Annotated in this window: 14 protein-coding genes, 1 pseudogene and 1 riboswitch; of the genes and pseudogenes, 8 read left to right on the top strand and 7 right to left on the bottom strand. The window is 68.6% G+C overall.

The window, feature by feature from the left end:
* The first annotated feature begins 38 nt into the window (after nucleotides 1-38).
* Nucleotides 39-377, top strand: a complete 339-nt coding sequence (locus tag ACJH6J_RS25660; protein ID WP_346416334.1) for a cupin domain-containing protein — start codon at nucleotides 39-41, stop codon at nucleotides 375-377.
* Here the strand turns inward: ACJH6J_RS25660 and ACJH6J_RS25655 are convergent.
* From ACJH6J_RS25655 to ACJH6J_RS25645, 3 genes are all read right to left on the bottom strand, one after another.
* Nucleotides 358-1953 (bottom strand): GMC family oxidoreductase, encoded by a 1596-nt coding sequence (locus tag ACJH6J_RS25655; RefSeq protein WP_346416335.1) that lies wholly within the window; start codon nucleotides 1951-1953, stop codon nucleotides 358-360. The genes ACJH6J_RS25660 and ACJH6J_RS25655 overlap by 20 nt on opposite strands.
* Nucleotides 1954-2032: 79 nt before the next feature.
* Nucleotides 2033-3682: a DNA repair helicase XPB gene (locus ACJH6J_RS25650; RefSeq protein WP_020098878.1), complete on the bottom strand. Its 1650-nt coding sequence runs from the start codon at nucleotides 3680-3682 to the stop codon at nucleotides 2033-2035.
* A gap of 122 nt (nucleotides 3683-3804) precedes the next feature.
* Complete coding sequence (locus tag ACJH6J_RS25645) at nucleotides 3805-6039, bottom strand: helicase-associated domain-containing protein (protein WP_406804731.1); 2235 nt, start codon at nucleotides 6037-6039, stop codon at nucleotides 3805-3807.
* Between the two features lie 92 nt (nucleotides 6040-6131).
* Between ACJH6J_RS25645 and ACJH6J_RS25640 the strand changes: the two genes are divergently transcribed.
* The 4 genes from ACJH6J_RS25640 to ACJH6J_RS25625 are packed head-to-tail and all read left to right on the top strand — an operon-like array spanning nucleotide 6132 to nucleotide 7688.
* Nucleotides 6132-6317 (top strand): hypothetical protein, encoded by a 186-nt coding sequence (locus ACJH6J_RS25640; RefSeq protein WP_061006992.1) that lies wholly within the window; start codon nucleotides 6132-6134, stop codon nucleotides 6315-6317.
* A 41-nt stretch (nucleotides 6318-6358) separates the two neighbouring features.
* Nucleotides 6359-6793 carry a cyclic pyranopterin monophosphate synthase MoaC gene (moaC, locus tag ACJH6J_RS25635; RefSeq protein ID WP_406804747.1) on the top strand — a complete coding sequence of 145 codons (435 nt, stop codon included), beginning with the start codon at nucleotides 6359-6361 and terminating at the stop codon, nucleotides 6791-6793.
* A complete protein-coding gene (locus ACJH6J_RS25630) occupies nucleotides 6790-7269 on the top strand; it encodes a molybdenum cofactor biosynthesis protein B (RefSeq protein WP_406804730.1) in 480 nt (159 codons plus the stop codon). Before moaC ends, ACJH6J_RS25630 begins: the two co-directional genes overlap by 4 nt.
* Entirely contained in the window at nucleotides 7266-7688 is a 423-nt protein-coding gene (locus tag ACJH6J_RS25625) for a molybdenum cofactor biosynthesis protein MoaE (RefSeq protein ID WP_406804729.1), read from the top strand. The genes ACJH6J_RS25630 and ACJH6J_RS25625 overlap by 4 nt, the downstream gene beginning before the upstream one ends.
* A 249-nt stretch (nucleotides 7689-7937) precedes the next feature.
* On the opposite strand, the gene ACJH6J_RS25620 is transcribed toward ACJH6J_RS25625, so the two are convergent.
* The 4 genes from ACJH6J_RS25620 to ACJH6J_RS25605 all read right to left on the bottom strand — a co-directional run bounded on the left by ACJH6J_RS25620 (nucleotide 7938) and on the right by ACJH6J_RS25605 (nucleotide 11248).
* Nucleotides 7938-9080, bottom strand: coding sequence for a transglycosylase family protein (locus ACJH6J_RS25620; RefSeq protein ID WP_133426536.1), 1143 nt, complete (start codon nucleotides 9078-9080; stop codon nucleotides 7938-7940).
* An 8-nt stretch (nucleotides 9081-9088) separates the two neighbouring features.
* Nucleotides 9089-9285: riboswitch (cyclic di-AMP (ydaO/yuaA leader) on the bottom strand.
* A gap of 210 nt (nucleotides 9286-9495) precedes the next feature.
* Complete coding sequence (locus ACJH6J_RS25615; protein ID WP_082934726.1) at nucleotides 9496-9753, bottom strand: MoaD/ThiS family protein; 258 nt, start codon at nucleotides 9751-9753, stop codon at nucleotides 9496-9498.
* Nucleotides 9754-9755: 2 nt separating this feature from the next.
* The gene (gene moaA / locus ACJH6J_RS25610; protein ID WP_406804728.1) at nucleotides 9756-10817 is read right to left on the bottom strand and encodes a GTP 3',8-cyclase MoaA; all 1062 of its coding nucleotides are present in this window, start codon (nucleotides 10815-10817) and stop codon (nucleotides 9756-9758) included.
* The gene (locus ACJH6J_RS25605; RefSeq protein ID WP_406804727.1) at nucleotides 10814-11248 is read right to left on the bottom strand and encodes a YccF domain-containing protein; all 435 of its coding nucleotides are present in this window, start codon (nucleotides 11246-11248) and stop codon (nucleotides 10814-10816) included. Before ACJH6J_RS25605 ends, moaA begins: the two co-directional genes overlap by 4 nt.
* 149 nt (nucleotides 11249-11397) lie before the next feature.
* Here ACJH6J_RS25605 and ACJH6J_RS25600 point away from each other — a divergent pair, with 149 nt between their 5' ends.
* The 3 genes and pseudogenes from ACJH6J_RS25600 (at nucleotide 11398) to ACJH6J_RS25590 (ending at nucleotide 13340) form a co-directional block, all read left to right on the top strand.
* A complete protein-coding gene (locus tag ACJH6J_RS25600) occupies nucleotides 11398-11808 on the top strand; it encodes a cold-shock protein (protein WP_053854517.1) in 411 nt (136 codons plus the stop codon).
* A gap of 83 nt (nucleotides 11809-11891) precedes the next feature.
* Nucleotides 11892-12419, top strand: a pseudogene (locus ACJH6J_RS25595) (glutathione S-transferase family protein); the annotation flags it as partial.
* A gap of 36 nt (nucleotides 12420-12455) precedes the next feature.
* Entirely contained in the window at nucleotides 12456-13340 is an 885-nt protein-coding gene (locus tag ACJH6J_RS25590; RefSeq protein ID WP_406804726.1) for a hypothetical protein, read from the top strand.
* Nucleotides 13341-13408 lie beyond the last annotated feature (68 nt).

The raw sequence follows: 13408 nt of genomic DNA, 5'->3' as shown, positions 1-13408 counted from the left end.
CGGTTCCGGCGGGCATTGCTGAAGCGGATATTTGAGGCATGGAGAAAATCTCGCTGACCGCGCTGGCCCGCCGGCATCTGGACATCGCGCGCGATGGAAATGGCGGGCGCAGCGCTCACACGGTCTTCGGCGGCCACGAGCATGCATTGCGGCAGACGCTGATCGCTCTCGCCGACGGCAACGAGTTGGGCGAGCACGAGAGCCCCGGCGAGGCCACGCTTCAGGTGCTGCAGGGCCGGGTGCGCCTCGTCGCCGAACAGGCCAGTTGGGACGGCATGGCCGGCGACCATCTCATCATCCCGTCCACCCGGCACAGCCTGAAGGCGCTCGCCGACTCGGTGGTGCTGCTGACCGTCGTCAAACAGCCGGCGCGTTAGCCGGGATGAACGTCATCGCGCGCTCGGCGAGCGCGGTGATCGTCAGGCTCGGATTGGCGCCCACATTCGCCGGGACGGCCGCACCGTCGGTGACCAGCAGGTTCTCGTAGCCGAAGACGTGGTTGCGGCTGTCGACGACACCGGTCTCGGGGGACTCGCCGATCACCGCGCCGCCGAGGATGTGCGCTGTCGACGGGATCGCGAAAATGCCTTCTGTCACACCGGAATACGCGACGCCGCCCATGCGGCGGGCAAACCATTTTGCCGCGTCGTAGGCGGCCGGCACGAAGTCGGGATTGGGGTTGTCGGGGTCCTGCTCGGTCGTCAGGGCGACGTTGCCGTTGGGGAGGCGCATCTTCACCTTGAGGCGCATCGCGTTGTCGATGGACTGCATGACCAGCAGGATGATCACGCGCCGCGACGTGTCCTTGATCTTCCAGGCCGCCAGCGCCGCTTTCGGGTTCTTCGCGGCGGCGGCCAGGAAGTGCAGCGGCCGGGTGCCCCGCTTGCCCGCCTCGATCATCAGATTGAACAGCAGCGACTGGGTGTCGCCGCCCTTGCCGTAGGTGACGACCTCGATGTGCGTGGACGGGTCGGTGTAGATGCTCGAGGTGATCGCGATCGAGTGCGTGAAGTCGTCGGGGTAGTCCTTGGGCGCCATCACCGCCATGATCGATTCACTGTTGGTACGCACCACATAGCCGAGCCGATCGGAGATGTTGGGCAGTGAACCGCTGAGCTTGCAGCGCTGCAGGAGGCGGTTGGTGCCCAGCGCGCCGGCTGCGACGACGACGCCACGGGCGCGCAGCTTCTCGGCAGTGCGCTTGCCCCACGCGCCGCTCTTCTGGTGTGTCACTTCGTATCCCGCCGAACCGTCGGCGTCGAGCGGCTTGATGTCGGTCACCGCGCGCTCGCTGAAAATCTGCACGCCGAGTTTCTCGGCGAACCACAGATAGTTCTTCCGCAAGGTGTTCTTGGCGCCGTGGCGGCAGCCGACCATGCACGAACCACACTTGATGCACCCCGTGCGGTCGGGGCCGTCGCCACCGAAGTACGGGTCCGGCACCGTCTTTCCCGGCTGCCCCAGGAACACCCCGACATGTGCCCGCCGGTACGTGTCGCCGACGCCGATCGCCTCGCCGTACTCCTTCAACAGCAGGTCCGCCGGTCCGTCGTCGTCGTACTCGACGACACCGAGCATGCGCTCCGCCTCGTCGTAGTGCGGCGCGAGTTCGGACTCCCAGTCGGCCAGCCCTTTCCACTGCGGGCTCTCGTAGAAATTCGGGAACGCCCGGTAGAGCGTGTTCGCGTACCCCAGGCTGCCGCCGCCGACGCCGCAGCCGGAGCCGATGAAGATGTCCTTGAACAGTGTCAGCCGGAGGATGCCGCGCATCCCGACCTGCGGTGCCCAGTAGTAGTTCTTGGCGTCCTTGGTCTCGTTCGCGAAGTCGGCGTCCTCGAAGCGGCGGCCGCATTCGAGAATCGCTACGCGATAACCCTTTTCGGCCAGCCGCAGCGCCGAGACGCTGCCGCCGAAACCGGATCCGATGACCAGCCAGTCGTAGTCGTACGTCATCCGTGACCTCCGCGGGTGGGGCGAACTGCGACGAGCGTAGTCCCCGGCGGTCACGGCCGCACCTGATTGCTGGGACTGGCTAGATAGCCGGTCCCAGCAGGTCGTCGGCGTCCTTGATGACGTAGCCGTAGCCCTGTTCGGCGAGGAAGCGCTGACGGTGTGCGGCGTACTCGGCGTCGAGGCTGTCGCGCGAGACCACCGAGTAGAAAACCGCGCCGCCGCCGTCAGCCTTGGGGCGCAGCAGCCGGCCCAGGCGCTGGGCCTCCTCCTGCCGTGACCCGAACGTGCCCGAAACCTGAACGGCCACAGACGCTTCCGGCAGGTCGATGGAGAAGTTGGCCACCTTCGACACCACCAGCGTGCGGATCTCGCCCGACCGGAACTGGTCGAACAGGGCCTCACGCTCGGCGTTCTTGGTCGAGCCCTGGATCACCGGGGCGTCCAACTCCTGCCCGAGTTCCTCCAGCTGGTCCAGATACGCGCCGATCACCAGGGTCGGCTCGTCGGGATGCCGGGCCAGGATCGACTTCACCACCGCGATCTTGGTGTGCGCCGTCGAGCACAGCTTGTAGCGCTCCTCGGGCTCGGCCGTCGCGTACGTCATCCGCTCGTTCTCGGTCATGGTGACCCGGACCTCGACGCACTCGGCCGGCGCGATCCAGCCCTGCGCCTCGATGTCCTTCCACGGGGCGTCGTACCGCTTCGGGCCGATCAGCGAGAACACGTCGCCCTCACGGCCGTCTTCGCGAATCAAGGTGGCGGTCAGGCCGAGTCGGCGCCGGGACTGCAGATCTGCCGTCATCCGGAACACCGGCGCGGGCAGCAGGTGCACCTCGTCGTAGATGATCAGACCCCAGTCGCGGCTGTCGAACAGCTCGAGGTGCTTGTACTCGCCCTTCGTGCGGCGCGTGATCACCTGATACGTCGCGATGGTGACGGGCCGAATCTCCTTGCGCTCGCCGGAGTACTCGCCGATCTCCTCCTCGGTCAGCGACGTGCGCGCGATCAGCTCGCGCTTCCACTGCCGGCCCGCGACGGTGTTGGTGACCAGGATCAGCGTCGTCGCGCCGGCCTTCGCCATGGCGGCCGCACCGACCATCGTCTTGCCCGCGCCACACGGCAGGACCACGACCCCCGAGCCGCCCGACCAGAACGAATCCGCGGCCAACTCTTGGTAGTCACGCAGTTTCCAGCCGTCCTGCTCCAGCGCGATCGGGTGCGCCTCGCCGTTGACGTAGCCTGCCAAATCCTCTGCGGGCCAGCCGATCTTGAGCAGCATCTGCTTGACCCGGCCGCGCTCGGACGGGTGGACGATGACAGTGTCGTCGTCGATCTGGGCCCCGAGCATCGGGGTGATCTTCTTGTTGCGCAGCACCTCGGCGAGCACGGCCCGGTCCAGGCTTACCAGCGTCAGCCCGTGCGCCGGGTGCTTCACCAGCTGCAGGCGCCCGTAGCGGCCCATGGTGTCGACGATGTCGACCAGTAGCGGCTGCGGCACCGCATACCGGGAGAAGCTGACCAGCGCATCGACGACCTGCTCGGCATCGTGGCCCGCGGCGCGCGCGTTCCACAGCGCCAGCGGCGTGATCCGGTAGGTGTGCACGTGCTCGGGCGCACGCTCCAGCTCGGCGAACGGCGCGATCGCCGCCCGCGCCGCCCCGGCCTGCTCGTGGTCGACCTCGAGCAGCACGGTCTTGTCCGACTGGACGATCAGGGGTCCGTCAGTCATGCGCCATCCACTCCATCAATTGCTCGCAAGCCATCCGATCCATTATCCAGACGCGCGCGAGTTGTCCATTTCCCCGCGAGCCGGGCCGCCCACCCGCGAGAGCAACGGGACCACGGCGCGCGTTATTCCGGCGCAACCACCGAGGTCACCCGGTGGATCGCGAATTCGCGGACCCGCCCGGCGGCCGGGTCGTAGGCCGTCAGCTGGCCGCCGCGGACGTTGACCGGCGCCACCACCCGCTGCGTGGCCACTCCCGCGGCGTCGACGTACCCGATGACCACCGACGACTGCGTCAGCGCGGCGTCGGTCAGCAGTGAGATGGCGGCCGCCGGGTCTAGTCGCTCGCCGTTGCCGCGGCCGGTCTGCCGCAGGACGGCGACGATGGCGCCGAGCGTCTTCTCGTTGGGCGCCTGCGGGTGCCGGAACGTGCGCCGGTGAATGGGCGTGGAGACGCGGGCACCGAGTGGGCGCAGGTCGACGATGGTGCCCGACCAATCCTCGGCGGCCGGGGCGAAGCCCGCAGTGCGCAGGCCGGCCAGCACATCGGCGATCGGGGCGGGGGACACCGCGACAGTGGGGGCCAGGGCCCGCAGGCTCAGCTGCTCGAGCGTGGGCGAGGCCAGCGCCTGTGCCAGCAGCGCCGGGTCCTCACACCGGATGAACGACGACGCCATGCCGACCCGCAGCTGCCCGTGCCGGCGGGCCACGTCGTCGATCAGGTAGGTGAGGCCCTGCGGCACCGGCGTTTTGGAGTGCCGGGCGAACAGGGTGTGGATCTCGCTGGCGGTCTGGCCGGTGTCGAGGGCGCGGCGGATCGACTGCTCACTGATGCGGTAAACCGTTGCCGCGCCGGCAGATTCGATGTCGGCGACGGTCGCCAGCTGGTCGGCGAGGTCACGTTCCAGCGGCCCCGGGACGACGACCGTCAGATCGGCCTGCAGCAGGAAGTGGTCGATCGGGTCGGGCAGTGCCGCCGCCATCGCGGCGACGACCTCTTCCTCGGGTGCGCCGGCCAGGAGCAGCCGGATGGGCCCGGCGATGGCGCCCCGGCCGACCATGCCCAAAGCGTGTGCCTCGGTGAGCAGTTCGTCGGTGGGCTCGGGTTGCAGCCGGGCGGTCCAGCGCGGCCGGCGCCACAGCATCGCCGCCGAGGCGGTGGCGGTGTCCATGGTGCCGCCCGGCGGCAGCTCGGCGAGCACCGTCAGCAGCAGCCGGCGGTCCAGCGGCGCGGCCGACGAATACAGCGCATTGGTCAGGGCGGCATAGGGTTTGCCGTCGGGGCCGCGCTTGCCCACCAGGCCGGGACGGCACGGCAGGTCCAGCCAGGTGGTGGCCAGCAGGTGCCAACGCGTCGCGGCGCTCGATTCGATGAACCGGTCCGCGGCCACGGTCGGCGCCCAGTAGGGACCGTCGTCGTGGTCGTCGGAGTCCGGGATGCCCGACGCGATCAGCGTCGCTGCCGCGCACAGCTCCAGGATCAGGGACAGCCGGCCTTCGTCGATGCCGGTGACCTTCGTCAGCCGCTTGGCGTCGCGGACCCCGAGGCCCCCGCTGCGCAGCTCGGGAACCGGTGTCGCCGAAAGGGTTTCGAGGACCAGCTCCACCTCACGGAGCAGGTCGATGGCCGAACCGGCCGCAGCCGCGTCGACGTCCTGCTCCGCGAGCACGGGTGTCGACGGTGCCGGTGGTGTCAGCGTCGTCGGCCCCGGTGCCTGGCCCCGCAGCACCTGCCCGACGAGCCGCGGCAGGATCACCGTCTCGTCGTCGATGCGGCGCAGCAGCCCGGCCGCGATCAGTTGCGGCACCGGACGGTCGGGTGCGGTCCCCGGCGCCGCATCCTTCGTCCGGCCGATCGGGGATCCGTCGGCCAGCCGCTCCAGCAGTTCCCGCTGTGGCGTGTCGATCGCGGCCAGCTTCGCGGCGATGCCGTCGGCGTCGGGGTCCTCGACGGTGACCTGTCCGGGATACCAGGGCAGCACCGACGCCGCCTCCGAGACCACCCGCACCCTGTCGCCGCCCCACACCAGCCCGCGAGTGCGCAGCTCGTCGAGCGCCGAGGTGACGACCTTCTTGTTCGCGCGCCCGGCCAGCAGCTTGAACAGCGCCCCGGTCGGCACGGCGATGGTGGTGGCCTGCAACGTCAGCAGCGCATCCAGTACGGCCAGCTGAAGAAAATCGAGATCGTCGGTCGCGGCCTTGACCGATTGCCGCGACTGGGCGCGGGCCGCCAGCGCCGACAGGGTTGCCGGCGGCGGTTGGGTGAGGTCGGGCCGGACGCTGAGCAGCTGCACCAGCTGCGCGTCCGACATGTCGGCCAGCCAGGAGCCCAGCGGCACACCCGGGGATTCGTCGATCATTGCTGACCAGCGTAAAGCAGGTGACTTTGTCCTCCGCGCGTCCTCCGGCGCCCGGCCTCGCCAGCGGGCGCAGCGCCTGCCACAATGTCTTCGTGGCTGAGAAGAAGAAGAACCAGTACGTCGACAATGGCTGGCCCGAGGTGTCCGGCGACGACCACGCCGTGAGCGAGCTGGCAACCGACCGTACCGGCGCGCTCTCGCCGTTCGGCGACCTGGAGTTCCCGCTGCCGGCCGAGAAGCTGCCGTACATGCACCCGGTCACCGTCGTCAACAAGTAGCCGTGGAGCTCTCGCACCTGGACGAATCGGGTGCGGCCCACATGGTGGACGTGTCCGCCAAGGACGCCACCCGGCGCACCGCCGTCGCGGCGGGCGTCCTGCACACCCGCGCTGACGTCGTCGACCTCATCACCAGCGGTGGACTGCCCAAAGGTGACGCACTCGCGACCGCCCGCGTCGCCGGCATCATGGCGGCCAAGCGCACCAGCGACCTGATCCCGCTGTGCCACCAGCTGGCACTGACGAAGGTCGACGTGTCGTTCGAGGCCGGGTCGGCTGACATTGCCATCACCGCGACCGTGCGCACCACCGACCGCACCGGCGTCGAGATGGAAGCGCTCACGGCGGTCAGCGTCGCGGCGCTGACGCTGTACGACATGATCAAGGCCGTCGACCCGGCCGCGCGCATCGACGACATCCGGGTGCTGCGCAAGGAGGGCGGCAAGACCGGCCTCTGGGAGCGGGAACAGGCGTGAGCCGCACCGCCCGCGTCGTCATCGCCTCCACCCGCGCCGCTGCCGGCGTCTACGAGGACCGCACCGGCCCGCTCATGGTCGCCTGGCTCGCGGAACGCGGGTTCGACGTGCCCGCACCGGTCGTCGTCACCGACGGCGAGCCGGTCGGCGCCGAACTGCGCCGCGCCATCGCCGACGATGTGGACGTCGTCCTCACCTCGGGCGGTACGGGAATCTCCCCGACCGACGCCACGCCGCAGGCCACGCTCGAGGTCCTCGACTACCAGATCCCCGGGCTGGCCGACGCGATCCGGCAGTCCGGGCTGCCGCACGTCCCGACCTCGGTGCTGTCCCGTGGGGTGTGCGGCGTCGCCGGCCGGACGCTGATCGTCAACCTGCCGGGTTCGTCCGGGGGAGTGAAGGACGGGCTGGGGGTGCTGGCCGGGGTACTGGACCACGCGCTCGACCAGCTCGGCGGAAAGGACCATGCCGGATGAGCGTGCTGCGCGCCGAGCTCAGTGAATCGCCGATCGACGTCGCGTCCCACGAGGCCCTGGTCGACCACAGCGCCGCGGGAGCCGTCGTCAGCTTCGCCGGCGTCGTGCGCAACCACGACGGCGGCCGCGGGGTGACGCGGCTGGAGTACTCGGCGCACCCGTCGGCCGCGGCGGTACTGGCCGAGGTCGCCGCCGACGTCGCCGCCGCCTCCGAAGGCGTGCGCGCCATCGCGGTCAGCCACCGGATCGGGGTGCTCAACATCGGCGACGCCGCCCTTGTCGCCGCGGTATCGGCCGATCACCGCGCCGCGGCATTCCGTACCTGCGCGCTGCTGGTCGACACCGTCAAGGAGCGGCTGCCCGTCTGGAAGCACCAGTTCTTCACCGACGGCACCGACGAATGGGTCGGCTCGGCCTGAGTTCCGAGACCTACTCTTCGCTCGCCGAGGAAAGGCTGGGGCGGAAGTACCTGGCTTCAATCTCCAGGCGTGCGCAGCTGCCGTGACTTAAGCCAGGTACGCATTTCGGGCCGCAGAGGTCCCTGAGTGCAATAACCGCCGCCTGGCCGCTCCCCGATTGCACTCACGTACTTTCTCCGACGTCCTGCGCTGAACGCCACAAAAGAAATCGCCCCGGTCGATGACCGGGGCGATTTCTCTGTGTACGTCTTACGGAGCCGGAGGGGCGTCGACGATCGGGGCCGGGCCGGGCGCCGGAGCGTTCGGCGGGGCCGAGATGCTGCCGCCCGGTGCGCCGGTCCGCGTCGAGGCGACGGCGAGCAGGGCGTCACGACCGGAGATGTCGTTGTTCTGGACCGCGTGCCACAGCTGCTTGAGGTAGCTCATGTTGGCGCTGTCACCCGTCTCGGGCGCATCCATGGTCGAACCCGGGGGCAGGTTGGTCGGGCTGGCGAGGTGCGGCGTGCCGTCCGGCGGGGTCTGCAGCGCGACCGGGGCGGCCGGGGCGGGAGCCGCGGCATCGGCAACCGGAGCGGGGGCCGGCGCCGGGGCGTCGACGACGGGGGCCGGGTCGGCCGGCAGGTCCTGCTTCGCGTGCAGGGCCCACGCGCCGTTGTCGGCGGGGGCGTCGCTGGTGTCCCAGTTGGCGGCCTGGATCACGGGCGCCGGGGCCTCGACCGGAGCTTCCGGGGCGGGCGCTTCGACGACGGGTGCCTCGGGAGCCGGGGCAGGAGCCTCAGGGGCCGGGGCGGGGGCCTCAGGGGCGGGCGCGGGAGCCTCGGGCGCGTCCAGGGCGGGTGCCTCGGGGGCGGGGATCTCGTTGGAGACGTTGACGATCGCGGGGCCCTCGGGGGCCTCGGGCAGCGGCGCGTCGAGCGGAGCGGCGGCCTCTTGCACCGGAGCCGGATCGGCCGGGGCGTTGAGTTCGGGGTTGTCCAGCGTGGCGGCCGGGGCCGGCGCCGGGTTGTTCTTCACGGCGTTGCGCGGGGTGGAACCCGACAGGCCGGTGCCGCAGACCGGCCAGGCGCCGCGGCCCTGGCTGGCCAGGACGCGCTCGGCGACGGCGATCTGCTGGTCCTTGCTGGCCATGTTGGCGGCGGGCGCGTACTCGCCACCGCCGTGGGCGCTCCAGGTGCTGGGCGAGAACTGCAGCCCGCCCTGGTAGCCGTTGCCGGTGTTGATGGCCCAGTTACCGCCGGATTCGCAGCGGGCTACCTTGTCCCATTCGCCGTCGGTCGCGGCGGTGGCCTGTGCGGCGAGGGCGATGCTGCCGCCACCAAGGACCGCGCCGGTGAAGGCGATCTTGGCGACAGAGACGCTGGACGTGGTCGGTTTGCGGTGGCGTCCACTCATGAAAAAAGCAGTCCTCTCGTCAACGCCTGCGAGGTCAGCTGTCGGGTTCGGGCTGGAGAGGTTGCCCGGCCTGCAGAGCAGGCTTCACCCCAAGGAGCCGAGGCTCCTGGTCCTGATTTCCTCGGTGGACCGGTTGGGTCCCCCGCCTCCATCCACGGGTTGTCGTCGGCCGCACCTGATGGATGGAGCTAGGCGTTTCAAGTGCGGGTGCCAAAGGGTCGCTCTGGCTTGAGAGACGACGGTATCGGGTCAGGTGGGTTCCGTCACCTCGACCGATTTCGGGCGTTTCGGGCCCGAGCAAATTATGAGAGGACTTTAAAGCCGCTGGCTGATTCGGCGTTTTCGCAGGTATCGATGCCGGTCAGAGGCGCCACAGCCAGGTCGTTACCGTTTCGTTATGTGAGGCATTTCACAATTAGCCGCCGGCGAAGGGGGGTAGGACATCGAGCGTCCCGCCCGTGGCGAGCGCGGTGTCCAGATCACGCACGGCGACGCCGTCGCGCAGAAATGAGCAGCGTGAGAGCACTTTTGCCACATCTGCCCCACGTGTACCAATGGAGTTCACCAGATCGCGGACGGTTACACCCTCATTGAGCTGCAACGTTTCGGTCTCGATTCCGGTTGCGGCCTTCGCTGCGGCGAAATAGCGCACCGTCACCACCAAATCCGCCACCGTCAGCCGCCGATCGCGCTCATCGGGCGGTCCGGCTGGACGAAACCCGGATCGTTTATTCCATGGCCCGCCGGCTTGGCCCACATCGCGGCCCGCCAGGCGGCCTCCACCGCATCGTCGTCGGCGCCGCCGCGCAGCAACGCCCGCAGATCCGTCTCCTGCTGTGAGAACAGACAGCTGCGCACCTGACCGTCGGCCGTGAGCCGGGTGCGGTCGCACGTGCCGCAGAACGCGGCCGAGACGGACGCGATGACGCCGACGGTGCCCAGCACCGCGCCGTCGTCGTGCACCTGCCACAGCTCGGCCGGGGCGGAACCCCGCGGCGCCGGGTCCGGGCGCAGGCTGAATTCGCGGCGCAGCGCCGCCAGAATCTGGTCGGCCTGCAGGACCGAACCCCGCTGCCAGTGGTGCCCGGCGTCGAGTGGCATCTGCTCGATGATCCGCAGCTGGTATCCGTGCTCGAGGCAGAAGCGCAACAGCGCCGGGGCGTCGTCCAAGCCGGTTTCCGGGTCGAGCACCGCGTTGACCTTGACGGGGCTCAGCCCCGCCGCCTTTGCGGCGGCCAGGCCGTCGAGAACCTCGGGCAGTCGCCGACGCCGCGTGATGGCCGCGAAGCGGTCCGGGTCCAGGGTGTCGAGCGAGACGTTGACGCGATTCAGGCCGGCCTTCTTGAGCGCTGCCGCGCGCTTGGCGAGTCCGATGCCGTTGGTCGTCACGGCCATGGCCGGCCGCGGCTGCAACGCGGCGGTCGCCGCGACGACTTCCTCCAGATGTGGAACCAGCAGCGGCTCACCGCCGGTGAACCGCACACCCGTGATGCCCAACCGCGTCACGGCCACCCGGATCAGCCGGGTGAGCTCTTCGGGAGTGAGCAGGTCTGCGCCGGGCAACCAGTCCAGGCCCTCGGCCGGCATGCAATAGGTACAACGCAGATTGCAGCGGTCGGTGAGCGACACCCGCAGATCGGCGGCGACACGGCCGTACGTGTCGATCAGCGGCCCGGTTGCGGGGGCCGGACCGACAGGCCGCGCGACGGTGGGGAGGCCGAGGGGTGTGAGTGTCATCGTTCGGGGCGAGCGAAGCGACGGGATGATGTGGGCCAGGTGGGTTCGGCATGAATCTGGTCGACCGGGACGATCTGCTTGCCCAGCGGCAGCAGCGACACCGGGATCAGCTTGAGGTTGGCCAGCGCCAGCGGGATACCGACGATGGTGATGGCCTGGGCGATGGCGGTGGCGATATGGCCGAGCACCAGCCACCAGCCGCACAGCACCAGCCAGATCACGTTGCCGACCAGCGCCCCCGGGCGCGGTCCGGGCTTGTCGACGACCGTCTGTCCGAACGGCCAGAGCGCGTACACGCCGATGCGGGCCGCCGCGACGCCGAACGGGATGGTGACGATGAGAATGAAGCAGATCAGGGCTGCGAGGAAGTAGCCGAGCGCCAGCCAGAAGCCGCCGAAAACCAGCCAGATGATGTTCAGGATCAGGCGCATGTCACCTCCTCTACATAGAACCTTCAGCCTACCGAGTAATGGGGATGCTGCGATCTGAGGTGGCCGAGTAGAATCAACGGCAACGCGTCCTGCGGAGGTGGGGCGCTTTCGTTATGTAACCGTATGTTGAGAACGAGCAGGTGAGACCAGTGCCAAGCGGCCGGGTTAAGTGGTACGACACGGAGAAGGGCTTCGGCTTCCTCTCCCAGGAAGAGGGCGAGGACGTCTACGTCCGGTCTTCGGCGCTGCCCGCCGGGGTTGAAGGTCTCAAGGCCGGTCAGCGCGTCGAGTTCGGTGTCGCGGCCGGACGTCGCGGTCCGCAGGCGCTGAGCCTCAAGCTGATCGACCCGCCGCCGAGCCTGTCGCGCACCCGTCGCGAGGCCGCGGCGCCCGAGCACAAGCACACGCCCGACGAGCTGCACGGCATGGTGTCGGACATGATCACCCTCCTCGAGGACGTCGTGCAGTCCGAGCTGCGCCGGGGTCGTTACCCCGACCGCAAGACCGCCCGCAAGGTGTCCGAGGTGGTCAAGGCCGTCGCCCGCGAACTCGACGCCTGATCCACACGCCGAAGGTTGGCTTGTGTTCGAGAGTCGGCTGATTTCTCACACACAAGCCAACTTTGGGCGGGCAGACTGGGGATGTGACATACGTCAACCCCGGTTCTGAGTTTACCCGCGACACCAACTACATCAGCACCCGGATCACGGCCGACGGTCGTGACGGGTACCCCGTGGAACCCGGGCGGTACCGGCTGATCGTCGCCAGGGCCTGTCCCTGGGCCAACCGCGCCATCATCGTCCGTCGGCTGCTGGGCCTGGAAGATGTTCTCTCCATTGGCTTTTGCGGTCCGACGCACGATCAGCGCAGCTGGACATTCGACCTGGATCCCGGCGGCGTCGACCCGGTGCTGAAAATCCCGCGGCTGCAGGACGCGTACTTCAAGCGCGACCCGAACTATCCCAAGGGCATCACGGTGCCGGCGATCGTCGACGTACCCACCGGCGCGGTCGCGACCAACGACTTCCCGCAACTGACGCTGGACCTGTCCACCGAATGGACGGCGTATCACCGCGAAGGTGCGCCGCAGCTGTACCCGGAGCACCTGCGCGACGAAATCGACACCGTCCCCAAGCGCGTCTACACCGAGGTCAACAACGGTGTCTACCGCCACAAAAGGCACACCCAACTTTTGGCGGCGTGACCGGTGGCCGCGTTTGCCGACTTTGCGACCGAATTCCAAAGGCGTCGTGCGCATCTCGAACAGTTGCCCGGCAAGGTCTACCACGAATGGGCTGAGTCGCTGAACCGCGCGGCGAAGCTATTCAGCCGAAACACTGAGGAGCTTTGTGCGCACCTCGGCCAGTTCGTTGGTCAGCCAACGGTTGCGACCGAACTGCCGGAAGAGTTTGACGAGGAGGCGGCCCGCCTTCTGCTCAACTATCTGGCTGCGCTGGCTGGACTGCGTGATGCACAGCGCGTGGTGCATCGCAGGCTGTGGCCAGACCCGGTCGAAGAGGCCGGCTCATGTGAAAAGTGCGGCCGGAGTGATCCGAAGCGGACCAAATGGGAGACCACGGTTTGGGATCCGAAGCGTCTGGAGCTGCTTGGCGATGCGCGGATTGTCTTTCTTACCAAGCTGCGTGATTACTCGCTGCACTACGCCACACCCGTCATGACGGTGGCTACTCAATTCAGATCACTCGGCGGCAGCGGGGGTCCGATGCAGATGGCGAACTCCGTGGGAATAGCGCGAGACAAGCTGCTCGAATGGAGTGGCTGGAATGCGACCTCGCGTGCCTTCATCACCGAACATGACGGCGACATCATTGACTTGCTGCCACTAGTTGCGTTCTTCTCGCAAAGGGTGCGCGAGTTCATTACGTGGTTCGGTGCTCAGATTGACGGTGCGGTCGGACAAGAAGCACGTGAGTATGTCGAGAAGCACAACGATCTCCGAGCCTGGTACAAGGTCCACGAAGCCTCTGCCCAGTATCGCGCGGTCCGGAATTCAGAGCATCACCGACGCCGCGTCAATGCCCGACTCGAACGAGCCGCGTACACGCCGGTCAGTTGGCGCGTCGAGCAATGATCAATACCTGTGGATGAGGCCCGAGGAGGCGGCCTGAAAGTGGGCGCACCTTCCCGAGGATGATCATC

This window comes from Mycobacterium sp. SMC-18, from assembly GCF_045310895.1.
Lineage (GTDB): Bacteria > Actinomycetota > Actinomycetes > Mycobacteriales > Mycobacteriaceae > Mycobacterium.
The sequence above is the reverse complement of the archived record's forward strand: the minus strand, read 5'-3'. Positions and strand labels throughout refer to the sequence as shown.